General features: G+C 73.2%; 20 protein-coding genes. 10 read left to right on the forward strand and 10 right to left on the reverse strand.

The genetic code is table 11. The annotated features are described in order from the left end of the window. Window positions 1-76: 76 nt before the first annotated feature. Window positions 77-490 carry a hypothetical protein gene (locus tag EQG70_RS00530; protein ID WP_109268854.1) on the reverse strand — a complete coding sequence of 138 codons (414 nt, stop codon included), beginning with the start codon at window positions 488-490 and terminating at the stop codon, window positions 77-79. Window positions 491-745: 255 nt separating this feature from the next. On the opposite strand from EQG70_RS00530, the gene EQG70_RS00535 reads away from it, so the two are divergent. Together EQG70_RS00535 and EQG70_RS00540 are read left to right on the forward strand one after the other, a co-directional pair. Then, window positions 746-1,408, forward strand: a complete 663-nt coding sequence (locus tag EQG70_RS00535) for a TetR/AcrR family transcriptional regulator (protein WP_232035220.1) — start codon at window positions 746-748, stop codon at window positions 1,406-1,408. Window positions 1,409-1,471: 63 nt separating this feature from the next. Then, complete coding sequence (locus EQG70_RS00540; protein WP_109268853.1) at window positions 1,472-4,030, forward strand: MMPL family transporter; 2,559 nt, start codon at window positions 1,472-1,474, stop codon at window positions 4,028-4,030. A gap of 84 nt (window positions 4,031-4,114) precedes the next feature. On the opposite strand, the gene EQG70_RS00545 is transcribed toward EQG70_RS00540, so the two are convergent. Beyond that, the gene (locus EQG70_RS00545; protein WP_109268852.1) at window positions 4,115-5,899 is read right to left on the reverse strand and encodes an N-acetylglutaminylglutamine amidotransferase; all 1,785 of its coding nucleotides are present in this window, start codon (window positions 5,897-5,899) and stop codon (window positions 4,115-4,117) included. Window positions 5,900-6,033: 134 nt separating this feature from the next. On the opposite strand from EQG70_RS00545, the gene EQG70_RS00550 reads away from it, so the two are divergent. Next, on the forward strand, window positions 6,034-7,485 hold the full coding sequence (locus EQG70_RS00550; protein ID WP_017831790.1) for an amidase: 1,452 nt from the start codon (window positions 6,034-6,036) through the stop codon (window positions 7,483-7,485). A 46-nt stretch (window positions 7,486-7,531) separates the two neighbouring features. Here the strand turns inward: EQG70_RS00550 and EQG70_RS00555 are convergent, their stop codons facing one another. The 3 genes from EQG70_RS00555 to EQG70_RS00565 all read right to left on the reverse strand — a co-directional run bounded on the left by EQG70_RS00555 (window position 7,532) and on the right by EQG70_RS00565 (window position 9,868). Next, window positions 7,532-8,161, reverse strand: a complete 630-nt coding sequence (locus EQG70_RS00555) for a methylated-DNA--[protein]-cysteine S-methyltransferase (RefSeq protein ID WP_109268851.1) — start codon at window positions 8,159-8,161, stop codon at window positions 7,532-7,534. Then, window positions 8,158-8,754 (reverse strand): RNA polymerase sigma factor, encoded by a 597-nt coding sequence (locus EQG70_RS00560; RefSeq protein ID WP_109268850.1) that lies wholly within the window; start codon window positions 8,752-8,754, stop codon window positions 8,158-8,160. The genes EQG70_RS00555 and EQG70_RS00560 overlap by 4 nt, the downstream gene beginning before the upstream one ends. Window positions 8,755-8,842: 88 nt before the next feature. Continuing rightward, window positions 8,843-9,868: a LacI family DNA-binding transcriptional regulator gene (locus EQG70_RS00565; protein WP_109268849.1), complete on the reverse strand. Its 1,026-nt coding sequence runs from the start codon at window positions 9,866-9,868 to the stop codon at window positions 8,843-8,845. 226 nt (window positions 9,869-10,094) lie between these two features. Between EQG70_RS00565 and EQG70_RS00570 the strand changes: the two genes are divergently transcribed. From EQG70_RS00570 to EQG70_RS00580, 3 genes are read left to right on the forward strand one after another with little or no spacing between them, the layout of a single operon-like run. Next, window positions 10,095-11,288: a phytanoyl-CoA dioxygenase family protein gene (locus EQG70_RS00570; RefSeq protein ID WP_109221628.1), complete on the forward strand. Its 1,194-nt coding sequence runs from the start codon at window positions 10,095-10,097 to the stop codon at window positions 11,286-11,288. After that, window positions 11,285-12,508 carry a Gfo/Idh/MocA family oxidoreductase gene (locus EQG70_RS00575; protein WP_341873662.1) on the forward strand — a complete coding sequence of 408 codons (1,224 nt, stop codon included), beginning with the start codon at window positions 11,285-11,287 and terminating at the stop codon, window positions 12,506-12,508. The genes EQG70_RS00570 and EQG70_RS00575 overlap by 4 nt, the downstream gene beginning before the upstream one ends. Then, window positions 12,454-13,134, forward strand: a complete 681-nt coding sequence (locus EQG70_RS00580; RefSeq protein ID WP_306460808.1) for an SDR family oxidoreductase — start codon at window positions 12,454-12,456, stop codon at window positions 13,132-13,134. Before EQG70_RS00575 ends, EQG70_RS00580 begins: the two co-directional genes overlap by 55 nt. 175 nt (window positions 13,135-13,309) lie before the next feature. Here EQG70_RS00580 and EQG70_RS00585 read toward each other — a convergent pair whose 3' ends face one another. Genes EQG70_RS00585 through EQG70_RS00595 form a run of 3 tightly spaced genes read right to left on the reverse strand, consistent with a single transcriptional unit; the run spans window position 13,310 to window position 16,348 of the window. Continuing rightward, window positions 13,310-14,815 (reverse strand): tripartite tricarboxylate transporter permease, encoded by a 1,506-nt coding sequence (locus EQG70_RS00585; protein ID WP_031282151.1) that lies wholly within the window; start codon window positions 14,813-14,815, stop codon window positions 13,310-13,312. A gap of 1 nt (window position 14,816) precedes the next feature. Beyond that, window positions 14,817-15,392, reverse strand: coding sequence for a tripartite tricarboxylate transporter TctB family protein (locus EQG70_RS00590; RefSeq protein ID WP_207307538.1), 576 nt, complete (start codon window positions 15,390-15,392; stop codon window positions 14,817-14,819). Then, window positions 15,392-16,348: a tripartite tricarboxylate transporter substrate binding protein gene (locus EQG70_RS00595; protein ID WP_109269038.1), complete on the reverse strand. Its 957-nt coding sequence runs from the start codon at window positions 16,346-16,348 to the stop codon at window positions 15,392-15,394. The genes EQG70_RS00590 and EQG70_RS00595 overlap by 1 nt, the downstream gene beginning before the upstream one ends. Window positions 16,349-16,656: 308 nt before the next feature. On the opposite strand from EQG70_RS00595, the gene EQG70_RS00600 reads away from it, so the two are divergent. The 3 genes from EQG70_RS00600 (at window position 16,657) to EQG70_RS00610 (ending at window position 19,683) form a co-directional block, all read left to right on the forward strand. Beyond that, complete coding sequence (locus tag EQG70_RS00600; protein ID WP_017831800.1) at window positions 16,657-17,016, forward strand: universal stress protein; 360 nt, start codon at window positions 16,657-16,659, stop codon at window positions 17,014-17,016. A gap of 3 nt (window positions 17,017-17,019) precedes the next feature. Then, the gene (locus EQG70_RS00605) at window positions 17,020-18,285 is read left to right on the forward strand and encodes an MFS transporter (protein WP_109269037.1); all 1,266 of its coding nucleotides are present in this window, start codon (window positions 17,020-17,022) and stop codon (window positions 18,283-18,285) included. Between the two features lie 153 nt (window positions 18,286-18,438). Further along, entirely contained in the window at window positions 18,439-19,683 is a 1,245-nt protein-coding gene (locus tag EQG70_RS00610) for a heparan-alpha-glucosaminide N-acetyltransferase domain-containing protein (RefSeq protein WP_109269036.1), read from the forward strand. 34 nt (window positions 19,684-19,717) lie between these two features. On the opposite strand, the gene EQG70_RS00615 is transcribed toward EQG70_RS00610, so the two are convergent. Continuing rightward, window positions 19,718-20,941, reverse strand: a complete 1,224-nt coding sequence (locus tag EQG70_RS00615; protein ID WP_172604901.1) for a glycosyltransferase 87 family protein — start codon at window positions 20,939-20,941, stop codon at window positions 19,718-19,720. A 64-nt stretch (window positions 20,942-21,005) separates the two neighbouring features. Beyond that, window positions 21,006-22,346 carry a glycosyltransferase 87 family protein gene (locus EQG70_RS00620; protein WP_109269035.1) on the reverse strand — a complete coding sequence of 447 codons (1,341 nt, stop codon included), beginning with the start codon at window positions 22,344-22,346 and terminating at the stop codon, window positions 21,006-21,008. A gap of 250 nt (window positions 22,347-22,596) precedes the next feature. Here EQG70_RS00620 and mptB point away from each other — a divergent pair, with 250 nt between their 5' ends. Then, complete coding sequence (gene mptB / locus EQG70_RS00625) at window positions 22,597-24,183, forward strand: polyprenol phosphomannose-dependent alpha 1,6 mannosyltransferase MptB (RefSeq protein ID WP_109269034.1); 1,587 nt, start codon at window positions 22,597-22,599, stop codon at window positions 24,181-24,183. Window positions 24,184-24,192: the final 9 nt, after the last annotated feature.

The following is a 24,192-nucleotide window of genomic DNA, read 5'->3' on the forward strand; positions in this document are numbered from 1 at the left end:
TAGGGCACGGGCGCACGGACCCCGCCCCGGGCGCGGGCGCAGGCCCGTCCGTCCGTCCGAGGGAGGGTGCGGAGGGTCAGTCCGTTGGCGTCACGGTCGCGTCGACGAGGATGAGCTCCTCGCCGCGGTCGACGTAGAGCTGCGCCGTCTCCTCGTCGGCGACCGTCTGCAGCGCCTCGTAGTCGTCGACCGTGAAGACGTCCCGCTCCTCCACCGTGCCGGTGGCCTCGACCTCGTCGCCCACGGACAGCCCCTCCGGCAGCTGGTCTGCGAGCACGAGCGTGTCCTCCGCGCCGATGGCGATCACCTGGTGGGCCAGGACCTCCTGCACCTCGCCGGTGAGCGTCATGGCCTCGCCCACGAGCTCCTCGGTGGGCACGCCCGACTGGTCGGCGCGGGTCAGCTCGGTCTCCTCGGCGCAGCCGGCGGCGGTGCCGGCCAGGAGGAGCGCGGCCGCCGCGGAGGCTGCGGTCCGGGGGAAGCGGTGCATGGTGGTCTCCTCGTCGTCGTGCTGTGCTCGGTGCCGTTCCGGCAGGACGGGGACGACCGTACGCGGGAGGATCACCGTGCGGCCACCCCCGAGGGCCCTCCCGCAGGGTTCTCGCCGCGGATCGTGACCCCGCCGTGATCCTTCACCCCCTCCATTTCCCGCGGTCGGCGTTCTGGGCGGTCCGCGTCCGGTGTGGCACGTTGCACAAAGTGCAATGTTGCACGGAGTGCATGGTTGCACCTAGTGTCAGCACTCGTGACGAACCTGCCCGCCGAGCCCGCCCGGCACCACCCCCCGGAGGACCGGCGGGAGGCCGTGAAGTACCACAACCGCCGCGCCATCATCGACGCCGCCGCGGCCCTGGCCGCGGAGCGCGGACTGGGGCGCTTCACCGTCAACGACCTCGCCGATCGGGCCGGGGTCTCGCGGCGCACCATCTTCAACCACTTCGCCTCCGCGGACGACGCCGTCTACGCGCGCTTCAGCGAGCTGCTCGGCGTGTTCGTCGACAACTTCGCGCGCGTCGTGGAGGCCACCCCGCCGCCCGCGAACCCCAGCCCCGGCGCCGTCCTCGAGCAGCTGGCCGACGTCATCGAGCGGACCGAGCTCGTCCCCGCCATGTGCCACATCGCCCACCTGATGGGCGCGAGCGGGGACAGCCCCATCACGGCGATGTGGGCGCACGAGGTGTTCCAGACCCTCACCGCCCGGCTGGCCGCGGAGATCACCGACCGGGTCCCCGGCGCGCCTTCCTTCACCGTGGACCTGCTCGCGAGCCTGCTGCTCCACGCCCTGGCCGTGTCCTTCGAGCGGTGGGCCGAGGAGACCGGCGCGGTGGACACCTCGGACAGCCGCGAGACCTGGCGCCGGCTGCTGCGCACCGCCGTGGACCGCCTGCGCCACGGCTTCGCGGACTGACCCGACCGACAGAGCACGACCCCCCGAGCACGACCCACGGAACACGACCGACAGAGAAGAGACATGGCACATCTGCTGTACCGACTCGGGCGCTTCGCCGCCCGCCGCGCCTGGGCCGTGGTCGCTGCCTGGGCGGTGGTCCTGCTCCTCGCCGGCGGCGCCTTCGCCGCCTTCGGCGGGCAGCTGACCAACGCGATCACCGTTCCCGGCACCGAGACCCAGCGGCTGGCCGACCGCCTGCAGAGCGAGCTGCCCGACGCCGGCCACGGCACCGGCCGGATCGTGTTCCAGACCGAGGACGGCGAGCCGTTCACCGCGGACCAGCGCGAGCAGATCGGGAAGGCGCTCACCGAGGCGGAGGAGTCCCCGGGCGTCGACGGCGTCCTGGACCCGTTCGCCGCCCAGGACGAGCGCGAGGCGCAGGAGCAGCAGCTCGCGGACGGGCGCGAACAGGCCGCCGACGGCCGCGCGCAGCTCGACGCCGCCGAGGACACGCTCGACGAGAACCAGGAGAAGCTCGACGCCGCCCGGGAGCAGGCCGAGCGGGCCGACGCCCCCGACCAGGTCCTCGACGAGCTCGACGAGCGCCAGGAGGCCCTCGACGACGGCCGCGCGGAGCTCGAGCGCAACCGGGAGCAGCTCACGGACGGCCTGCCCGAGCTCGACCGCGGCGAGCGGATGATGGCCCTGGCCGAGGAGACCCGCACGGTCTCCGCGGACGGGACCACCGCGATGGCCGTGGTGACCTTCACCGCCGAGCAGCAGGCGGTCACCGCCGAGGAGAAGGAGTCCCTCCAGGCCGCCGTGGACGGCACGGAGATCGAGGGCGTGCAGGTCGACTACTCCCTGGAGATCGCCCAGGACATCTCCCAGCTCGTCGGCCCCGCCGAGGTGATCGGCGTGGTCATCGCCGGGATCGTGCTGCTCGTCATGCTCGGCACCCTCGTGGCCGCCGGCCTGCCCATCCTGATGGCACTCACCGGCGTGTCCGTCGGCGCCCTCGGCGTGCTGTCCTTCTCCGGGGTGCTGGACATGATGTCGGTGACCCCGATGCTGGGCGTCATGCTCGGACTGGCCGTGGGCATCGACTACTCGCTGTTCATCCTCAACCGGCACCGCCAGCAGCTGCTGGCCGGCACGGAGCTGCACGAGTCCATCGGCCTGGCCACCGGGACCTCCGGCAACGCGGTGGTCTTCGCCGGGCTGACCGTGATCATCGCCCTGGCCGCGCTCAACGTCACCGGCATCCCGTTCCTGGGCGTCATGGGCACTGCGGCGGCGGTCTGCGTGGCCGTGGCCGTGCTGGTCGCCGTGACCCTCACCCCGGCGCTGCTGTCCCTGGTGGGGGAGCGGCTGCTCTCCGCCCGCGCCCGGACCCGCGCGGCCCGCCGGCCCGCCCACCTCGGGGAGCCCCGCCCCGGGGTGGCCACCCGCCACCCGGTGCTGACCCTCGTGGCCGGTGTGCTCGCGCTCGTCGTCGTCGCGCTCCCCGCGGCCTCGATGCGCCTGGGCCTGCCGGACGCCTCCTCCGAGCCCGAGGACTCCACCCAGTACCGCACCTACCAGGTCCTCGACGAGAAGTTCGGCGCCGGCGCCAACGGCCCGCTGCTCGTGGTCGCCGACCTGCCGGAGGGCACGGACGAGTCCGGGGCCGCCGATCTGCAGCTCGCCGTGGGCGAGGAGCTCATGGCGGAGGACGACGTCGTCTCGGTGGTCCCGGCGGGGCTGTCGGAGGACCGCCGGACCGCCGCGTTCCAGGTCGTGCCCGTGGACGGCCCGGCCGCCGAGTCCACCGAGCGGCTCGTCAACGACCTGCGCGCCCTGTCCCCCGCCCTGGAGGACGAACTCGGGGTGAGCATCGGCGTCACCGGCCAGACCGGCGGCAACATCGACGTCTCCCAGCTGCTGGCCGACGCGCTGCCGCTGTACCTCACCGTGGTGATCGGGCTGTCCCTGGTGCTGCTGGTGCTCGTCTTCCGCTCGATCCTCGTGCCGGTCGTGGCGACCGCCGGGTTCATGCTCTCCCTCTTCGCCGCGTTCGGCGCGGTGGTGGCGATCTACCAGTGGGGCTGGCTGGGCGGTCTGCTCGGCGTGCACGCGCCGGGCCCGGTCCTGAGCTTCCTGCCCACCATCCTCGTGGGCGTGCTGTTCGGCCTGGCCATGGACTACCAGCTGTTCCTCGTCTCCGGGATGCGGGAGGCGTTCGTGCACGGCCGCTCGGCGCGGGCCGCCGTGCAGGAGGGGCTCCAGGCCGGCCGGGCCGTGGTCACCGCCGCGGCGATCATCATGATCTCGGTGTTCGCCGGCTTCATGTTCTCCCACATGGCGATGATCCGGCCCCTGGGCTTCGGCCTCGCCTTCGGCGTGCTCGTCGACGCCTTCGTGGTGCGCATGACGCTGATCCCCGCGGTCATGCACCTGCTCGGCGACCGGGCCTGGTGGCTGCCCCGCTGGCTCGACCGGATCCTGCCGAACGTGGACGTGGAGGGCGACTCCCTGCGCCGCGACCGCACCCCCGCCCCCGAGGACCCGGCCGCCGCGGCCGGGCCGAGCGGCTGGGGCGACGCGGCGCCGGGCCCGGACGCCGAACGGGAGCTCGTCGGCGCCGGCCGGCGCGACTGACGCGGAGGTCCCCGGCGACGACGGCGCGCCCCGTCACCCGCAGCGGGTGACGGGGCGCGCCGTCGCCGGTCCGGTCCCGTGCCGTCAGGAGATGCCGTTCTCCTGCAGCCACATCTCCAGCAGGCCCAGCTGCCACAGCACGTTCGAGCGCAGCGGCGTGTGGTGCTGGTTCGGGTCGGCCAGCAGGGTCTCCACGACCTCCGAGTTGTAGAGCCCGCGCCGCACCGCCGCCGGGTCGGTCAGGGCGGCCTCGACCCGGTCCAGGGTCCCGCCCTCGAGGGTGCGGATCGCCGGGACCGGGAAGTAGCCCTTCTTCCGGTCGATCACCTCGTCCGGGACGATGCCGCGCGCCGCGCGCTTGAGCACGCCCTTGCCGCCCTCGGCGAGCTTGAGCTCCGGGGGGATGCGCCCGGCGAACTCCACGAGCTCGTGGTCGAGGAACGGCACCCGCGCCTCGAGGCCCCAGGACATGGTCATGTTGTCCACGCGCTTCACGGGGTCGTCCACGAGCATCACCGTGGAGTCGGTGCGCAGAGCGGCGTCCACGGCCGTCTCCGCGCCGGGGCGGCCGAAGTGGCGCTCGATGAACGCGGTCGGCGCGTCGTGGGTCGCCATCCACTCGGGGGAGAGGACCTTCGCCAGCCGGGACCACGGCCGGTCGAAGAAGGACTGGGAGTAGGTCTTCCGGGCGTCGTCGCGCGCGACGTCGGCCAGCGGCGGGTACCAGTGGTAGCCGCCGAGCACCTCGTCGGCGCCCTGCCCCGACTGCACCACCTTGACGTGCTTCGAGACCTCCTCGCTGAGCAGGTAGAAGGCCACGCAGTCGTGGCTGATCATGGGCTCGCTCATCGCGGCGACGGTCCGGTCGATCGCCGGGACCAGGCGGGCGTCGTCGATCGCGATCTGGTGGTGGTCGGTGCCGAAGCGGCGGGCCACGAGGGACGAGAACTCGAACTCGTCCCCGGACTCCTCGCCCCGGGACTCGAAGCCGATGCTGAACGTCTGCAGGTCCTCCTGCCCGCTCTCCGCGAGCAGGGCGACAACGAGGCTCGAGTCGATGCCGCCGGAGAGCAGCACGCCCACGGGGACGTCCGCCACCATGCGCCGCTTCACCGCGGTGCGCAGCTTCTCGACGAGCCCGTCCTGCCACTCCTGCTCGGACCAGCCCGAGCGGTCCTCGTCGCGGGTGAACTGGGGGTTCCAGTACTCGTGGTCCGAGGCCGAGCCGTCGGGCTCGACCGTGCGCACGGTCGCCGGCGGCATCTTCCGCACGCCCTTGAGGATCGTGCGCGGGGCCGGGACCACCGAGTGGAAGGTGAGGTAGTAGGACAGGGCCGTGCGGTCGATCGAGGTGTCGACGTCCCCGGCCGCCAGCAGCGCCTGCACCGTGGACGCGAACCGCAGGCGCGCCCCCGTGTGGTCGACGTAGAGCGGCTTGATGCCCAGTCGGTCCCGCGCCAGGACGGTGCGCCCGCTCGTGTGCTCGGTGATGGCGAAGGCGAACATGCCGTGGAAGTGGTACACGCACTCCCGGCCCCAGCGGTGGTAGGCCTTCAGCGCGACCTCGGTGTCCGAGGTGGAGAAGAACTCGTAGCCCATCCCGCGCAGCTCCTCGCGCAGCTGCCGGTAGTTGTAGATCATCCCGTTGAACACGATCGACAGACCCAGCCGGGAGTCGACCATCGGCTGCCCGCCCGAGGGGCTCAGGTCGACGATCTTCAGCCGGCAGTGGCCCATGGCCACCGGCCCCTGGGCCCAGGCGCCCTGCCCGTCCGGGCCGCGGCCGGCCTGGGCGCACGTCATGCGGTGGATCGTGCCCGGGTCCGCGCCGGCGCCGTCGAACCGGACCTCACCGGCGATGCCGCACATCAGCGCTCACCTCCGCTCCGGGGCCGGGACGGGGTCGGAAGAGAAGGTCCGTGGAGGGAGAGCATCCTCCAATGCTACGGGGGCACGCCGCCGGGCGCCCTTCCGGGGACCGGAGCCCGGCGTACGGTGCCTGTATGACCACCGACCCCACCGACCCCTGCCGGCTCTCCGCGCGGGAGCTCGCCGCGGCCGTCCGGGCCCGCACGGTCTCCGCGCGGGAGGTGCTCGACGCCCACTTCGCCCGGATCGACGCCGTGAACCCCGCCGTGAACGCCGTGGTCACGCAGGTCCGCGAGCAGGCGTACGCGGCCGCCGCCCGCGCCGACGAGCTCACCGCCGCCACACCCGCCGCCGAGCTGCCGCCCCTGCACGGGGTGCCGATGACGCACAAGGACACCCACGCCACCGCCGGGATCCGCACCACGTCCGGCTCCCCGGTGTTCGCCGAGCACGTCCCGGAGCACGACGACCTGATCGTCGCCCGGTTCACGGCGGCCGGGGTGATCAGCACCGGGAAGAACAACGTGCCCGAGTTCGCCGCGGGCTCCCACAGCTTCAACGAGGTCTTCGGGACCACGCACAACCCCTGGGCGCTCGACCGCAGCGCGGGCGGGTCCAGCGGCGGGGCGGCCGCGGCGATCGCGTCCCGGATCCAGCCCCTGGGCGACGGCTCCGACATGGGCGGGTCCCTGCGCAACCCGGCCGCGTTCTGCGGCATCGCCGGCTTCCGGCCCTCCGCCGGGGTCGTGCCCTCGGCCCCGGCCGGCAACGCCTGGGCGTGGCTGGGCCGCTCCGGTCCGCTGGCCCGCAGCGTGGACGACCTCGCCCTGGCCATGTCCGTGCTGGCCGGCCCCGACCCGCGGATCCCCCTGGACTGCCCGGCACCGCGGACCGGGTTCCGGGCGCTCGCGGCGGAGGACCCGCCCGACCCGGGGGCCCGCCCCCTGGCCGGCGTGCGGATCGGGCTGAGCGCGGACTTCGGCCTCGGCGTCCCGGTGGAGCCGGAGATCGTCGAGGTGCTGGTCGCCCAGGCGCGGGTGTTCGAGGAGCTCGGTGCCGTGGTCGAGGAGGCCGTCCCGGACCTGCGCGACGCCGACGAGGTGTTCGACGTGACCCGGGCCTTCGACATGGCCGTGAATCTGCGCGAGGTGGTCGCGGAGCACCGGGAGCTCGTGAAGCCGGAGATCGTGTGGAACGTGGAGAAGGGCCTGGCGCTGACCGCCGAGCAGCTCATGGACGCGGCCCTGGCGCGCACGCGCCTGCACGAGGCGGTGCGCGCGTTCTTCGGCCGCTGGGACGTGCTGCTGACCCCCACCTCCCAGGTGCTGCCGTTCCCGTCGGCGGAGCGCTGGCCCCGCACGGTCGCGGGTATGCCGATGCAGACATATGTCGAGTGGATGCGCTCGGCGAGCCTGATCTCGGCCACCGGGTGCCCGGCCGTCTCGGTGCCGGGCGGCTTCAGCCCCGGCGGGCTGCCCGTGGGGCTGCAGCTCGTCGCCGCGCACGGGCGCGACGTCGAGCTGCTCCGGACCGCCCGCGCCTACGACCACGCCACCCGGCACGCGGACGCCGCGCCGCGCCTCTGAGGTGCGGCGCGGAGCCGGCACGTCGTACCGGGGCGGCCGATCCTGCTCAGGCCGCCGCCTCCAGCTCGAGCAGCGCCGCCTTGGCCTCCAGGCCGCCGACATACCCGCCCAGGCCGCCGTCGCCGCGCAGCACGCGGTGGCACGGGACGACCACCGGCAGGGGGTTCGTGGCGCAGGCCGTGCCCACCGCCCGCACGGCCTGCGGGCGCCCGACCGACCGGGCGACCGCGCCGTAGCTCTCCGTGCGGCCGTAGCCGATCTCGGGCAGGTGCTCCTGGACGAGGCGCCGGAACCCGTGCGAGAGCGACCGGTCCAGCGGGAGGTCGAAGCCGGTGCGCGTCCCGGCGAAGTACTCCTCGAGCTGCCGGACGGCCGGTGCCAGGCGGACCGGGGCGTGCAGCACCCGGGGGCTGATCCGGCGGGCCAGGTCCTGCAGGACCGCCTCGTGGTCCTCCCGCGCGTAGGCCACCCGCACCAGCCCTTCCTCCGTGGCGGCCAGCAGCAGCACGCCCACCGGGGTGCTGACGGTCGTGAACGCGACGTCGAGCAACCCCGCCCGGGCGGCCCCCTCCTCCAGGCGCCGGTGCAGACCGCGCAGCACGGTCTCCGGCACGGGGTCGGCGCGGAGGCTCCGCAGGGGGGAGCGCGGGGTCGAGCCGAGGGTGTTCGTGGTCATCGGTCCTCTCCTGTCCGGTCGAGCTGGGTGTGGTGCCCCGTGCGGTTCCCGGCGCGGTTCCCCGGGAGAGCCTTGGCGTGGTTCCCGGCGCGGGTTCCCGTGCCGTTCGCGGGGGCGGTCGTGATGAGGGCCTTGCGGAGGGCGGCCACGCCGTCCGAGGCGGCCCGGCGGGCGGCCTCCGGGGTGCCGCCGAGCAGCTCGGCGATCTGCCGGTAGGGCAGTCCGCCCAGATAGCGGTAGGCCACGGCGTGCCGCTGCTTGGGCGGCAGGGCGGCCACCGCCGCCCACAGCGGGGAGTCGTGCTCGTGCGGGGCGTCCCGGTGGGCCGGTGGCTCCGGGAGCGAGGCCACGGGCACCGCCGCCCGGGACCGGGCCCGGACGACGTCGACCGCCTTGCGGTGGGCGATCGTCACCAGCCACGCCTGCACGTTCGCCGTGGCCGGCAGGTCCGGGTACGCCCGCAGCGCGGCCAGGAACGTCTCCGACCACGCGTCCTCGGCGTCCGCGGACGTGCTCAGCACTGCCCGGCAGACCCGCCACACCACGGGGCCGTGCCGGGTCACCTGCGTCTCGAAAGGCTCTTTCGTGTCCATCACCTCGTAGACGTCCGCACCGGACGGAACGTGAGATCGGCGCCGGACGGCCACTCCGCTGCGGGGACCGGCACCGTCCGGCGGCCGATCACAGGCCCGCGGGCACGTTGTACGGCGTGATGACGTCGATCATCGAGTGGTGGCGGCGTTCCTCCGGAGGGATCGCGCCGTGGGCCTCCATGACGATCCTGCAGCACCGCTGCAGGTCCTGCTCGAGGTCGTGGTGCAGCACGGCGTGGATCCGCCCGGCCCGCAGCAGCTCCACGTTCTCCGGAGCCAGGTCGTGGCCGACGACGACCCGCGGGGCGCGCCCGGCGTCGTCGAAGGCGGCCATGATCCCGCGGTTGCCGCCGCCCACGGAGTAGACGGCGTCGAGCTCCGGGTGCTCGGTCAGGGCCCTGCGGAACAAGTCCCGGGTGGTGCGGTCGAGGCCGTCGCCGCCGGGCAGGTCCAGCACCGCCCGCTCCGGGTCCAGCGCGCGCAGGGTGCTCCGGAAGCCGTTGCCCCGCTGCTCCTCGCCGTGGAACCAGTCGTTGCTCACGACCACGGCCACGGAACCGGGGCGGTCGCGCATCCACTGCTCCACCAGGTAGGCCGCGGTCGCCCCGGCCGCTCGGTTGTCGAAGCCCACGTAGGCCCGGCGGGGGCTGTCCGGCAGATCGGTCACCAGCGTGACCACCAGGATGCCGGCCGCCTCGAGCTCGGCCACCGCGGTGCTGACCACGGGTACGTCCGGGGCCTTGAGGATCACGCCATGGGTGCCTCGGTCGGCGATGCGCCGCAGCACTTCCGCGCAGCCGTCGGGGTCCCACCGCTCCTGGAAGGAGAACCGTGCCCGGAAGACGGCCGGGCGCAGACCGGGCAGGGCTGCTTCGAGTCCCTGCCGGACGGCTGCGGTGAACCGCGTGGGGGCGTCGACGACGACGTCGACCATGAACCGCCGCCCTGTCAGCTCCAGCTGCGTGCGCTGGGCGTCCAGGTCCCGGATCGCCTGGTGCACGAGCCCGGCGGTTCCTGCCCGCACACCGGCTCGGCCGTGCAGCACGCGGTCGACCGTGGCGTCGCTGACCCCCGCCTGGCGGGCGATCTCCCGGATCGGGTAGCGGTGGGGCACTTCGGGTCTCCTGATCTCGTGCGGGAGCATTCGGGAACCGACCGGCCCGGAGCAGTCCCGAGCCGGGCCGTTCCGGAGCCTATCCCTGCCGGGCTCGCGGAGTACAGGACTGAGGGATTCCTGAGGGAAATGGGCATTGCCCGGCACCGCGGCAAGCGGAAGGCTGGCCCTGCACGAGGCCCTGCACGAGGCCCTGCACCGAGGGCTGCCGGAGAGAGGAACTGCCATGACCCTGGACCCCGCCACCGCCCGCCGCGCGGCCCGCTGGTTCACCCCCGCCGACTGCCGGCTCGAGGACTTCCGCGAGGACGTGGAGGTCGTCACCGATCCCGCCGAGTATCCCCACGCCACCGCCGTCGAGCAGAACGTGCTGCTGTACGGGCCCGGGCTGCAGGCTGTGGTCCAGGACCCCGCGCGGCGGCGGGAGGTCCAGGCCGAGCTTGCGCACGCCCTGGAGCGCGGGCCCGGCGTGGTGGTGCTGCAGGGCGCCTTCCCGGACGGTGCCGTCGTGGACCGGGCGACCGCCGCGTTCGAGGGGCTGATCCGGGCCCAGAAGGAGGCCGGGACCGCCGCCGGGGACCACTTCGCCGCTCCCGGCGCCAACGACCGGGTGTGGGGCGCGGCCGACAAGTTCGCGCTGGCCGACCCAGAGGCCTTCGCCGACTACTACGCGAACGATCTCATCGCCCTGGTCTCCGAGGCGTGGCTGGGCGCCGGCTACCAGGTGACCTCCCAGATCAACGTGGTCAATCCGGGCGGGGCCGCCCAGACGGCGCACCGGGACTACCACCTGGGCTTCATGTCCGCAGAGCAGGCCGCCCGGTACCCCGCGCACGTGCACCTGCTCTCCCCGGCGCTGACCCTGCAGGGCGCGGTCGCCCACGGGGACATGCCGGTGGAGTCCGGACCGACCATGTTCCTCCCGCACTCGCAGAAGTACGCTCCCGGCTACCTCGCCGTCCACCAGGAGGAGTTCGTCGAGTACTTCGACCGGCACCACGTGCAGCTGCCGCTGTCCACCGGCGACGCCGTGTTCTTCAATCCCGCGCTCTTCCACGGTGCCGGGCACAACCGGTCCCGCAACATCCGCCGGATGGCCAACCTGCTCCAGATCTCCTCCGGCTTCGGGCGCGCCATGGAGACCGTGGACCGCACGGCGATGTCCACGGCCCTGTACCCCGTGCTGCTCCGGCGGCGTGCCGAGGGCGCGCCGGAGCGCTGGCTGCGCAACGTCGTCGCCGCCTCGGCCGAGGGTTACGCGTTCCCCGCGGACCTCGACCTCGACCAGCCGGTCGGCGGGCTCGCCCCTCGGACCCAGGCCGAGTTCGTGCTGCACCACCTCGAGGCCGGCACGGAGCCGGCCGAGGTCGGGGACGGCCTGCGCGCCATGGCGCGACGGCGCTCCGGCGTGCGGCAATGAGCACGGCCGGCACCCGGCCCCTGGCCGTGCTCCTCGTCGGCGCCGGACGCATCGGCCAGGTCCACGCCGCCGCTCTCGCCGTCCATCCGGACACGGTCCTCACGCGGGTCGTCGACGTCGTGGAGGCCGCAGCCGCCGCGGTGGCCGGCCGGTACGGCGCCGCGCACGGCACGGATGCGCTCGAGGCACTGGCATCCGGGGAGATCGACGCGTGCGTGGTCTGCTCCCCGACCCCCACCCACACCGAACTCGTCGACGCGGCCCTGCGCCTGGGAATCCCGGTGCTGTGCGAGAAGCCCCTCGACCTGGACGTGCGCCGCGCGGCGGACCTTCTGCGGGAGCACCCGCCGGCCGACAGGCCTCCGGCGATGATCGGGTTCAACCGACGCTTCGACCCCCACTTCGCGGCCTGCTGGACCCGCGTGCGGGCCGGGGAGATCGGCCCGGTGGAGCAGCTGGGGATCACCAGCAGGGACCCGGCCCCGCCTCCGGCGGGCTACCTCGCCGGGTCCGGCGGGATCTTCCGCGACATGATGATCCACGACCTCGACATGGCGCGGTTCTTCGTGCCCGATATCGTGCGCGTGACGGCCTCCGGCTCCACGGTGTTCAGCCGGGAGATCGCCGAGCTGGGCGACGCCGATACCGCCGTGGCCGTCCTCGAGGGCGCCCGCGGGGAGCAGGTGGTCATCACGAACTCGCGGCACTGCTCCTACGGCTACGACCAGCGGCTGGAGGTCTCCGGGCCGCTCGGGACGCTCACCGTGGGCAATCCGCTGCCGACGACGGTGCAAGCGTCAGGGCCGGCGGGCTGCGGCCGGGCGGACCCCTGCGAGCCGTTCTTCCTGGAGCGCTACCGGGACGCCTATGCCGCGGAGCTGCACCGGTTCGTCCGGGCCGTCCGGGGGAGAGACCGGCTCCCCGGGCCTGGAGGACGGGCTGGCCGCGAGCGTGCTCGCCGAGGCCGCGACGCGGTCGGCGGCGGAGGGGCGGCGGGTCGAGGTGGCGGAGATCAGGACGAGGATCGGGGCGGAACCGACGGCCGCGAAAACGAGCCGGGAGGGACGACAAGCATGAGCGGACAGCTCGAGAACGCCGTGGCGCTCGTGACGGGAGGAACACGCGGTCTGGGTGCCGCCGGGCGGCCCTCGAGGGAGCCGCCGGGATCGCGGTCACCGGCCGGGACGCGGACGCCGGGCGCCACACCGTGGCGCGGCTGAGGGACCTGGGCGCGGACGCCGAGTTCGTGGGCGCGGACCTGGCAGACACCGGGCAGGCCGCGTCCGTGGTGCCGCGCACGGTGGAGCGGTTCGGCAGGCTCGACGCCGTGGTCAACGCGGCCGGGCTCACCACGCGCGGGACCATGCTGGACACCACCGCGGAACTCTTCGACCAGCACGTGGCGGTCAACCTGCGGGCGCCGTTCCTCATCATGTCCGAGGCGATCCGGCACTTCCGGAGCCGTGGTGCCCCCGGCGCGATCGTCAATGTCATCAGTCTCTCCGCCCACGGCGGCCAGCCTTACCTGGCGCCGTACGTCGCGGCGAAGGCAGGGCTGGCCGGACTCACCCGCAACGCCGCCCACGCCCACCGGTGGGACCGGATCCGGATCAACGGCGTGAACATCGGCTGGATGGCCACCGAGGGCGAGGACTGGATCCAGCGCGAAGCCCACGGCGCCGGGGACGACTGGCAGGAGCGGGCCGCTGCGGGGCTGCCCATGGGCCGGCTCGGGGACCCGGACGAGATCGCGGAGTTCCTCGTCTACCTGCTTTCCCCGCGCAGCGGCGTGGTCACCGGGTCGGTGATCGACTGGGACCAGACCGTGGTGGGCGGCTACGACTGAGCACCACGGTGCGGCGTCACGGGTGCTCTCCGCACCGGCCGAGCCCGATCGAGCCGATCCGCGCCGCACGGCCCGGTGACCACGATGCCCGCCCCTGACCACACGGAGGCGTGGTGAGGGGCGGGCATCGTGGGCACCCGCACGCCGGGGTCCGGCGTGCGGGCAGGGCGGGGGACTACACGTCCTGGCGGGCGCGGTTGACGATCTTGGAGCGGACGGTCAGCGCCAGCACGATGAACAGCAGGCCGTAGAGCACCAGCGGGATGGGCCCGGTGACGAAGACCGAGTAGTCGCCGTTGGAGGACAGCAGGCCGTCGCGCAGGTTGGTCTCGGCCAGCGGGCCCAGCACCATGCCGATCAGCAGCGGGGCCACCGGCACGCCGTGGCGGCGCATGATGAAGCCCAGCACGCCCAGCCCGAGCAGCAGCAGCAGGTCGAAGATCGCCCCGGAGGTCGCGTAGATGCCCAGGCCGCAGAAGACCGTGATCCCGGCGTAGAGGTACTGGCTGGGGATCAGCAGGAGCTTCGCCCACAGCTGGGCGAAGGGCAGGTTGATGACCAGCAGCACGACCATCGCGATGAAGAAGCTGGCCAGCAGCGCCCACACGAGCTCGGGGGCCCGGTCGAACAGCAGCGGGCCCGGCTGCAGGCCGTACTGCTGGAAGGCCGCGAGCATGATCGCCGCGGTCGCCGAGACCGGCAGTCCCAGGGCCAGCAGCGCACCCATCGCGGTGCCGGTGGTGGCGTTGCCGGCGGCCTCGGGGGCGGCCAGGCCGCGGATCGCGCCCTTGCCGAACACCGGGTTCGGGCGGCGGCGGTCGAGCCGGCGCTCGAGGTCGTAGGACATGAACGTCGGCACCTCGGCGCCACCGACCGGGATGACCCCGAAGGGCAGGCCGATCGCGGTGCCGCGCGCCCACGCCGGGGCGGCCTCCTTGAGCTCGGCGCGGGAGAGGAAGGGGCGCCCGGTGACCTTCATCTGGTGGGCGGCCGGGTCGCGGCGGATCCGGGAGGCCACGTGGAAGACCTCGCCCAGGGCCAGGATCGCCACCGAGACGGTGACCAGCGAGATGCCGTCGAACAGGTTGGCGGAGCCGTAGGTGAAGCGCTCCGAACCGGAGATCGCGTCGATGCCCACGGTGGCGATGCCCAGGCCGAGGACCAGGGAGGCCAGGCCCTTGACCGCGGAGTCGGAGACCACCGAGGACGTGGCCACGAAGGCGAACAGGGCCAGGGCGAAGTACTCGGCTGGGCCGAAGTTCGCGGAGAAGTCGGCGAGCTTGGGCGCCAGGAAGACCACGACCACGGAGGCGACCATGCCGCCGATGAACGCGCCGATGGCCGCGGTGGCCAGGGCCTGCGGGGCCCTGCCGTCCTTGGCCATCTTGTGGCCCTCGAAGGTCGAGGCGATCGCGGAGCCCTGTCCCGGGGTGTTCATCAGGATGGCCATCGTCGAGTCGCCGAACAGGCCGCCGAAGTACACGCCGGCGAACAGGATGAACGCCGCGGTGGGGTCCAGGGCGAAGGTCATGGGGAGCAGGAGGGCCACGGCCATGGAGGAGCCCAGGCCCGGCAGCACGCCCACGGCGGTGCCGAGCAGACAGCCCACCACCACCCACAGCAGGTTCATGGGGGTCAGCGCGCCGGCGAACCCGTCCATCAACAGATTGAGTGCGTCCATGTCAGAAACCGCCTCCCAGGATGCCGGAAGGGAGGGTGAGCCCCAGGCCGACGGTGAATGCCAGGTAGATCGCGCTGCTCACGAGCAGGGCGAGCGAGATGTCGAACAGGGGCCGGCGGCTGCCGAAGCCCCGGGCCACGGCCCAGAACAGCAGGGCGGCGGCCAGGATCCAGCCCAGCACCTCGAGGGTCAGCGCGAACGCCAGGAACCCGCCCGCGGACCAGAGCACCGCGGACCAGTCCGAGTGGCTCCGCCAGGTGCGCGCCGAGAGCTCCTCGGGGTGCTCGGGGGTGCGCAGGTAGTGCAGGGTGAGCAGGGCGGCCAGGACGTAGCCGGCCACGGTGAGGATCAGCGGGTAGAACGTGGGGCCGGGGAAGTCGGTGCCCTCCGGGATGTCCATGGTCAGGGCGCCGATCAGCAGGTAGGTGCTGAAGGCGGCCATCACCGCGGGCACCACGAGGCCGCTGCGCCCGCTCCACCAGGAGCTCTCGGTGTCCGGCCGCTGCGCCTCCGGGGGCCGGACGTCGGTCAGGTGCTCTCCGGCGGCGCCGGTGTGCGAGGACGTGGGGGTGCTCATCAGGAGATCTCCTCTACCAGCATGGCGATGCGCTCCTGCTCCGAGGCCATGAACTCGTCGAACTCGTCGCCCGCGAGGTACACCTCGGTCCACTTGTTGCGCTCGATGGCTTCCTGCCACTCCGGGGTGGCGATGGACTCCTCGACCAGGGTCCGCAGCTCGGCGAACTCCTCGTCGGTGATCCCGGGCGGGGCCAGGATGGCCCGCCAGTTGGCCAGGTCCACGGCGTATCCCTGCTCGGTGAGGGTCGGGATGTCGACGCCCTCGAGCCGCTCCGGGGCGGCCATGCCCAGGGCCTTCAGGCGCCCGGCCTCGATCTGGTCGGCCACGTCCATGTACCCGGAGGTGGCCGCGTCCGCGGTGCCCGTGATCAGGGCCTGGGTGGCCTCGCCGCCGCCGGACTTCGGGATGTAGGTGGTCTCGGACGGGTCGATGCCGGTCTCGAGGGCGAGCTCGGTCATGACGAGCTGGTCGAAGGTGCCGCCGCCGGTCCAGGCGACCTCGGCGGGGTTCGCCCGCCAGTCCTCGACGAGCTCGTCGATCGTCTCGTAGGGGGAGTCGGCGGGGACCACGACGACGTCGTACTCCTCGACCACCCGGGCGATCGGGCGCACGTCGTCGTGCGTGACGGCCGAGTCCAGCTGCGCGACACCGGCGACCAGCCCCGCACCCGTGACCATCAGGGTGTTGGCCTGGCCCTCCATGGTGGAGAGCTGGCCGAGCCCGATGGTGCCGGCCGCACCGGGGATGTTCACCACTTGGGTGTTGTTGACCAGGCTGTTGACCCGCATGGCCTGCTGCTGTTCCCGCATGAACGTGTCCCAGCCGCCGCCGGCACCGGCCGGGGCGATCAGGGTCATGTTGGCCCGGATGTCCGAGCCGGCCGTGGCGGACTGGAACGAGAAGAAGGCGGCCAGGCCGATCACGGCGGCGGTGACGACGCCGTAGACCGTCATGGCGACCGGGTGCCGGCGTCGCGTGCCCTGCTGGGCCTGATCTGGTGGTGAACTCACGGGGATCCACTTTCCTGGGTCGGAGGGTGCGGGTGCATGGCTCGGTCCGAGCCTCTCCCGACGACGATAAGTGACCCGGGTCACGCGTCGGCCGTTGATCCATCTTTCGTGCGTACTGATCGTTGTGCTGGTTCTGCGCATTCTGCTCACGCCGGAAGAGACGTCCCTCACACGTTCGGCCGTAGGGTGGACCTCGTTTTGTACGCCCCTTTCCCACCACCCGATTTCCCCACCCCACCGCGGAGGCTCCCATGACCGTCGTCGTTGCCCGAACCAGCACCCCCGAGGGCGAGGCCGCGCTCGCGGCCGCGGTCGAGGAGGCCGGACGCCGCCAGGAGGACCTGCTGGTCTTCAACCTCGAGGGCGCCCAGCTCGACCCCGAGGGGAGCGAGCTGAACGGCGTGCCCGTCACCTTCCGCACCCCCGACACCCGCAACCGGGACGCCGTGGGCGAGCTCCTCGACGCCGCGGAGCAGGTGAACGCCTCCGCCGTGGTGATCGGCGTGAAGCACCGCAGCCCCGTGGGCAAGCTGCTGCTCGGCAGCGCCGCCCAGCAGGTGCTCCTCGAGGCCAACGCCCCGGTGATCGCGGTCAAGCCCCGGCGCTCCTGAGGCATGGCCTCGACCGCTCCGGGGGCCCGGTCCGGAGCATGGCTGTGGTTCCTCGTGGCCGGGGCCCTGCTCACGCAGACCGCCCTGAACCTGGTGCGCCCGGTCACCACCTACAAGCTGCTGTCCCTGGACGCCGACTCCGTGACGGTCGGCCTGGTCACGGCCGCCTACGCCGTGGTCCCGCTCGTCACGGCCATGTGGCTGGGCCGGATGACCGACCGGGTGCGGGACCTGCGGACCATGGTGGTCGTCGGCGCCCTGGTCCTGGCCTTCGGCGCGGGGGCGCTGGCCCTGGCGCCCAGCGTGGCGCTCGTCGCCGTGGCGAGCGCCCTGCTGGGCATGGGGCACCTGGTGTTCACCATCGCCGGGCAGTCGGCGGTCGCCCGCTTCTCCCCGCCGGACCAGCTGGACAAGGGCTTCGGCTGGTTCACCGCCGCCTTCTCCGCCGGGCAGCTGGTGGGCCCGCTGCTGGTCGGAGTGCTCCTGGGCACGGGCAGCGACGTCGCCTCGCCCGAGCGGGTCGCCGACATCACCCTGTCCCTGTGGATCGGGGCCGGGCTCTCGGTCCTCGTGGTGCCCGTCATGCTCCTGCGCCGGCCGGCGTCCGGGGCCGCCGGGGCGCCCGCCCGGAACGACGACGCCGCTGCCGCGGCGCAGGCGGCTCCCGCCACCGGTGAGCTCGAGGTGGTCCCGGGCACGGCGCCGCGGGCGTCGATGCTGCGGATCCTCGAGGTCCCCGGCATCCCGTCCCACATGCTGGCGTCCCTGGCCCTGCTCGCGATGCTCGACATCCTCACGGCCTTCCTGCCGCTGGTGGGGGAGCGGGCCGGGGTCTCCCCGGCGTGGATCGGCGTCCTGCTGGCCGTGCGCGGCGGCGCCTCGATCGTCTCGCGCGTCCTGCTGCCGTGGCTCGCGCACCGGATGTCCCGCCGGGCGCTGCTGCTGGTCAGCCTCTACGGCGCCGGCATCACCCTGGCCGTCCCGCCGGCCGTCATCACGGTGCCGTGGCTCGCCGCGGTGCTCCTGTTCGTGGGCGGCTTCTGCCTGGGCCTGGGCCAGCCGATCACCATGACCCTGGTCTCCACCGCCGTGCCCACCTCGTGGCGGGGCTCGGCGCTCGCCGTGCGGCTGGTCGGGAACCGGGCGGGGCAGGTCGCCATGCCCCTGCTGGCCGGCCTGGTGGCCGCGCCGCTCGGCCCGGCCGGGGCGATCTGGTCCACGTGCGCGGTGCTGCTGGTCAGCGGGCTGGAGAAGACCGTGCGGCGGTAGCCGGGACCGGGGGACCACTTCGACAGCCCCGGCACAGGGACGCCACAACGGCGGCACAATCCCGGCTGGTCAGCTGGAGGACGAGAAGGACCGAGAGGTCCGGGCCGGCGGGCGGGAGCTCGTCGGCACGTCCGACAGAAGGAACCCGCCGCCATGGTCAACGTCCACCACCCTGCACCCGGTGCACGGTCAGCAGATGAGGACCCGGTCCTGCCGCTGGTCCGCAGGCGCCGGCTCGTGGGGGTCGACGCCGCCCGGGGCCTCGCCCTGGTCGGGATGATGTCGATCCACATCCTGCCCGCCTGGAACCCCGAGACCTACGGGCCCACGCTGCAGTGGGAGCTGTTCGCGGGCCGCGCCGCGGCCCTCTTCGCGCTCCTGGCCGGGGTGGGCCTGGCCTTCTCCTCCGGCGGGCGCACCCCGCACCGGGGCCGGACGATGACCGCGGACCGCGTGGGGCTGCTCGTCCGGGCCGTGCTGATCACCGGGCTGGGGCTGCTGATCAACCAGGTCATGCCGGCGGACCCGCCCGCCTACGACATCCTCGTCTACTACGGCATGTTCTTCCTGCTCGCGATCCCCTTCCTGCACCTGCCGGCGCGGACGCTGTTCGGTCTCGCCGCCGCGGCCGCCGTGGTGGGGCCGGTGCTGATGCAGGCGCTCCGGGGAGCGCTGCCCGCGCTGGAGGTGTACAACCCGACCTTCGCCGACGTGCTCGCCGAGCCGGGGACCGTCCTGGCCCAGGTGCTGTTCACCGGCACCTATCCCGCGGTCCCGTACCTGGCCTACCTGCTCGCCGGGATGGCCATCGGCCGGCTGAACCTGCGGGCCGTGCGCGTCCAGGGCCGGCTGCTGGTGGCGGGGCTCGCCCTGGCCGTGGGGGCGTGGCTGGTGTACTGGGTGCTGGTCCTCCAGGCCGGGGGCTACGACCAGCTCATGAGCTCCACCCCGTGGCTGAGCGAGGACCTGATCGACGAGATCATCGTCTGGGGGCCGGACCCGGTCCTGCCCGACACCTCCTGGTGGTGGCTGCTGATCCCCGGCCCGCACACCAACACCCCGGTGGCGATCCTCCAGGACCTCGGCTCCGGCGCCGCCGTGCTGGGTCTTCTCCTCCTCGTGGCCCGGCGGGCCGGTGGCTGGCTGCTGCCGCTGAGCGCGATGGGGTCGATGACCCTGACGCTCTACTCGGCGCACCTGCTGGCCCTGGCCGCCATGCTCCACTACGAGGTTCCGCTCCTGTGGTTCCTCATCCACGTGGCGGTCGCGGCGCTGTTCGCGGCGGCCTGGCAGCGCGCCTTCGGCCGGGGCCCGCTGGAGCGGCTCCTGGCCCGGGCCGCCGGCGCCGCCCGCGGTCTGGCCCTGGGCGCCGGTCCCCGCGCGGCGGCGGGCCGGTGACGTCGTCGTCCCGCCGCGGAGACGGGCCGCGGGCTCAGGTGGTGGCCAGCTCCGCGGGCCGGGCGGGGACCTGCTGCAGCCGGGCCACGCGCTGCACGGACCAGCACAGCAGGACGACGAGCAGCACGTTGCGGGTGGTCAGCACGGCCGCCATCGCCGGGTGCGCGTGGATGAGCGGGGTGTAGAACAGCGGATAGATCACGAACGTGGTGACCGCGATGCCCATCAGCAGCGCCGCCGGCGTCCGCCACCGCTGCCAGTCGTGCACCAGCCCGGCCACGACGACGGGGGCGAGCCAGATCATGAACTGCGGGGACCCCACCTTGTTGAACACGATGAAGACCGCGGTCATCATCAGCGCCCCCTCGTAGAAGAGCTCCTCCCGCTCGGCCCCGCGCTTCAGTGCACGGACCAGCAGGACGGCTCCTGCGAGGACGGCGAGCACGAGCAGCGGCTGCATCAGGAACGCGACGATCTCGGTGCCGGGCCCGTAGACCTCGGTGGAGTTGATGGCCACGTTGTCGGCCATCCGCGATCCGGCCACGTCGAAGACGCTCGCCCACACCCACGGGGTGGAGAAGGTGGCCTCCAGCTGCATGCCGCGCTCTCCCTGGTTGACCAGGAAGTCCGCGATGTGCGGCAGGCCGCCCGTCAGGTACGTGCCCAGCACCACCACGGCGGTGACCCCCACCCCGGCGGCCACCACCTGGACGCGCTGCCGGCAGGCGATGAACAGGGCGAGCAGGACGGCGGCCGGCCACACCTTGATCCACGTGGCGACGCTCAGGAGCACGGAGCCGAGCACGGGCCGCTCGGACGCGTACAGGAGTCCGATCAGCACGATCGGGGCCGCGATGCCCTCCACCCGGGCGAAGCTCAGGTAGCCCAGGAACACGGTGAAGAACAGCCACCACCAGGCCGGGGCGATGCCCTGCCGGGCCCGCCGGCCCCGCGTGAGGCAGACCAGGGCGACGGCGTTGAGCACGGTGACGATCAGCGTCCAGACCAGCAGGTAGGGGCCGTGGCCGGCGATCCCCGCCAGGTGGATCGGGATCTGCGCCAGCACCGGGTACACCCACGGGCTGATCCCGTCCCCGGCATCGGCCGGGTCGTACCCGGCCATGGCCCACTGGCGGTACTGCTCGGTGTCGCTGAAGGCATCGCCGTGGATGACGAAGGACATCATCCAGCCCAGGAAGTACAGGTGGACGACGGCGAAGCCCCACCACACGCCGGCCGGGCGGGCGAACCAGGCCACGGCGCGGGCGGGCAGGACGGCGTCGCGGACGCGGGTCAGCCGGTCGAAGAAGGGGGCGGAGATCTCAGGCCTCCTTCGCGGCGGGCGCCGGCGCGGCGGGGGCGGGTGCCGTAGCGGGCGCGCTGGCGGGGCGCCGGGAGCCCAGCTGGTACAGGCGGCGCACCGACCACCACAGGAGCACCACCAGCAGGGCGTTGCGCAGGGTCAGCACGAGGGCCATCCACGGGTCGTTGTGACTCAGCTCGTAGTAGAACATCGGGTAGACGAGGAACGTGGCCACGGCGATGGCGATCAGCATGACCGCCGGCACCCGCCACGCCTTCCAGTGGTGGGTCAGCCCCACGGCCACGGCCGGCGCCAGCCACACCATGAACTGCGGGGAGCCGACCTTGTTGAACACGATGAAGGCGGTGACCATGGTCAGCGACCCCGCCAGCAGCAGCTCGGTCCGGTCGGTCTCGCCGGACCGCTCGCCGTTGCGCAGGCCCCGGGCGATCAGGAGGGTCACCGCGGCGGCGGCCACCAGCAGCAGCGGCTGCATGAGCACGGCCATCGTGGCCGTGCCGGGGCCGTCGACCTGCATGGAGTTGATCTCCGTGTTCATGTACATCCGGGACCCGCCCACCCCCAGCACGGACGACCACAGCCACGGGGTGGTGAACGTGGCCTCCAGCTGCATGCCCCGGTCCCCCTGCTGGGTGAGGAAGTCGAAGAGCCTCGGCAGCGCACCCATGGCGGCGGCGACCCCGGCCGCGGCCGCGCTGACCAGCAGGCCCGCGACGACGACCGCCACCCGCCGGCGCACCACGGTGACGAGTGCGAGCACGACCGCCGCCGGCCAGACCTTCATCCAGGTGGCGACACTGAGCAGGACCGAGGCGGCCACCGGGTGCGCCACGCCGTAGACCAGGGCGACGAGCACCAGGGGGGCCGTGAGCCCGTCGACGCGGGCGAAGCCCAGCCACCCCATGAGGAAGACGAAGGCCAGCCACCACCACGCGGCGGGGACGGCGTGCCGGGCGCGTCCCCAGTCCGTCAGCTTCCCCACGGCCCAGCCGTTGAGCACGGTGATCATCAGGACCCACAGGAAGAAGAACGGCCCCGGGCCGGCCGCGCCGGCCAGCGCGACGGGCACCAGCGCCAGCACCGGATAGACCCAGGGGGTGGGCTCCCCGTTCAGGTTCTGCTCGTCGAAGCCGGCCTCGGCCCACGCACGGTAGATGTAGGTGTCGCTGAAGGCGGCGCCGGACAGGGACAGGGACAGGGCGAATCCCAGGAACACGAGGTGCACCAGGACGAAGCCGGCGAGCAGTCCGCGCGGGGATCTCGACCAGGCGTGCCACCGCGGGGTCGCGAGGCGGTTCCGGAACCGGGTGAGCATGCTGAAGGTCGTGTCCGTGGACATGGGTCAATCCTCGTCAAGGGGGTGGGGTCGCAGGACCACAGGGCGCTGCCCCACCATGCTACGTGGCCGGGCGCGGACCGCCCGGAACCGGGCGTCATGATCCGTGCGCAGCGACCCCGGGCCGAAGGGCGCGGCGGCGTCCCGGGACGCCGGGGCGATGAGGTGGCATCATGGCTGGAACACGCTCCTGGAGAGCGCTCAGCACACCTGTCCGCCCGGCAGCGACACACATAGGGGATCAGCGCACGTCATGACGGCAGGGGGTTCGCATCCGGAGGGGCCGCGGAGCCGCGGGGGCCGGGCCGTCAGCACCGTCCCCTTCCGCCAGGACACGCCCGGCGCCCACCCGGACCCGCGAGCGCACGTCGCCGTCCTGCAGGGGTTCGTCGGCTCCCTGATGATGCTCATCGGCTCGGTCGGCACCGGGTGGATCGCCAACGGCTCGCCCATGGTCCGCCACCCCCTCGTCATCGCGCTGCGGGTCGAGGGATGGGGCGTCTACGCCTGCACCGTGCTGCTGACCGTCGGCGCCATGCTGCTGGTGCGCTCCTGGCTCCGGCTCGGGCAGCGGCTCCAGGGCGGGCCGGCGGGCGCCCAGCGCTCCGTGGTGCTGGCCGTGTGCGCCTGGTCGCTGCCGCTGTTCTTCGCCGTGCCCATCTTCTCCCGGGACGTGTACGCCTACGTCGGCCAGGGCCGTCTGATGCTGGCCGGGCAGAACCCGTACACGACCGGCATCTCCGCCCTGGAGAACTGGTTCATGCTGGGCACGGACCCGACCTGGGCCGAGGCCCGGACGCCCTACGGGCCGTACTTCCTGTGGCTGGCGCGCGCGGTCGTGGCCCTCACGGGCGCGCAGCCGGATCTCTCCGTCCTGCTCTTCCGGATCCTGGCCTGCGCGGGTGTCCTCCTCTGCGTCGTGTACGTGCCCCGGCTCGCGCGGCTGCACGGGGTCGACCCGGCCCGTGCGCTGTGGATCGCGGTGGCCAACCCGCTGTTCCTCATCAGCTTCGTGGCCAGCGCGCACAACGACGCGCTGATGCTCGGACTGGCCGTGGCGGGAACGTACTTCGCGGCCACGGGCCGCCCGGTGACCGGGGTCCTCCTGGTGACCGCCTCGATCGGGATCAAGCCGATCACCATCCTCCTGCTGCCGTTCATCGGCCTCCTGTGGGCGGGGCCGAGAGCGTCCTGGCGGCGGAAGTTCGCCCTGTGGGCGGCCACGGCGGCGATCAGCTTCGGGGTGCTGCTGCTGAGCGGGCTCCCCTACCAGCTGGGCACCGGGTGGGTCTGGGCGCTGGTCGACCCCACCCCGGGGTACACCGGGTACTCGCCCTCCGGCTTCCTGGGCCAGCAGGTCCGCGACCTCGCGAACGCGGTGGGCCTGCCGGGCGCGGCCATGGCCTCCGTGCTGCGCGACGTCCTGCAGTACGCCGCCATCGGCCTGGTCCTGCTCCTGATGTTCCGCGGCGACGACCACCGGGTGGTCCGCAGGCTCGGCCTGGCGTTCGCCGCCGTGGTGCTGCTCTCCCCGATCATCCAGCCCTGGTACATCCTGTGGTTCCTCCCCTTCCTCGCCGCGACCGGGATCAGGGACAACTGGCAGATCCGCTCCCTGTACATCGTGATCACCTTCTTCGTGATCTTCGGCGCCCAGGACCAGCTCTCCGTGTGGCCCTTCATCGAGCTGACGGTGGACGCCTCGACGATCGCGTTCGTCACCGCCCTGGTGTTCACCGCCTACCTGATGCTCCTGGATCCCCACACCCGGCACCTGCTCGTCCACGGCGGCCCGGCGGGCTGGCTCGGCCGCCGACGACGCCGTCGTCGTCGGAGCTGAGGCGCCCGC

The sequence above is a fragment of the Kocuria rosea genome (genome assembly GCF_006094695.1).
Classification (GTDB): domain Bacteria; phylum Actinomycetota; class Actinomycetes; order Actinomycetales; family Micrococcaceae; genus Kocuria; species Kocuria rosea.

Excerpts from the sequence above, each read along its gene's own strand:
- EQG70_RS00530 (WP_109268854.1), bottom strand. The coding sequence starts at position 490 with ATGCACCGCTTCCCCCGGACCGCAGCCTCCGCGGCGGCCGCGCTCCTC.
- EQG70_RS00540 (WP_109268853.1), top strand. The coding sequence starts at position 1,472 with ATGGCACATCTGCTGTACCGACTCGGGCGCTTCGCCGCCCGCCGCGCC.
- EQG70_RS00545 (WP_109268852.1), bottom strand. The coding sequence starts at position 5,899 with ATGTGCGGCATCGCCGGTGAGGTCCGGTTCGACGGCGCCGGCGCGGAC.
- EQG70_RS00550 (WP_017831790.1), top strand. The coding sequence starts at position 6,034 with ATGACCACCGACCCCACCGACCCCTGCCGGCTCTCCGCGCGGGAGCTC.
- EQG70_RS00555 (WP_109268851.1), bottom strand. The coding sequence starts at position 8,161 with ATGACCACGAACACCCTCGGCTCGACCCCGCGCTCCCCCCTGCGGAGC.
- EQG70_RS00560 (WP_109268850.1), bottom strand. The coding sequence starts at position 8,754 with ATGGACACGAAAGAGCCTTTCGAGACGCAGGTGACCCGGCACGGCCCC.
- EQG70_RS00570 (WP_109221628.1), top strand. The coding sequence starts at position 10,095 with ATGACCCTGGACCCCGCCACCGCCCGCCGCGCGGCCCGCTGGTTCACC.
- EQG70_RS00575 (WP_341873662.1), top strand. The coding sequence starts at position 11,285 with ATGAGCACGGCCGGCACCCGGCCCCTGGCCGTGCTCCTCGTCGGCGCC.
- EQG70_RS00585 (WP_031282151.1), bottom strand. The coding sequence starts at position 14,815 with ATGGACGCACTCAATCTGTTGATGGACGGGTTCGCCGGCGCGCTGACC.
- EQG70_RS00590 (WP_207307538.1), bottom strand. The coding sequence starts at position 15,392 with ATGAGCACCCCCACGTCCTCGCACACCGGCGCCGCCGGAGAGCACCTG.
- EQG70_RS00595 (WP_109269038.1), bottom strand. The coding sequence starts at position 16,348 with ATGACGGTCTACGGCGTCGTCACCGCCGCCGTGATCGGCCTGGCCGCC.
- EQG70_RS00600 (WP_017831800.1), top strand. The coding sequence starts at position 16,657 with ATGACCGTCGTCGTTGCCCGAACCAGCACCCCCGAGGGCGAGGCCGCG.
- EQG70_RS00605 (WP_109269037.1), top strand. The coding sequence starts at position 17,020 with ATGGCCTCGACCGCTCCGGGGGCCCGGTCCGGAGCATGGCTGTGGTTC.
- EQG70_RS00610 (WP_109269036.1), top strand. The coding sequence starts at position 18,439 with ATGGTCAACGTCCACCACCCTGCACCCGGTGCACGGTCAGCAGATGAG.
- EQG70_RS00620 (WP_109269035.1), bottom strand. The coding sequence starts at position 22,346 with ATGTCCACGGACACGACCTTCAGCATGCTCACCCGGTTCCGGAACCGC.
- mptB (WP_109269034.1), top strand. The coding sequence starts at position 22,597 with ATGACGGCAGGGGGTTCGCATCCGGAGGGGCCGCGGAGCCGCGGGGGC.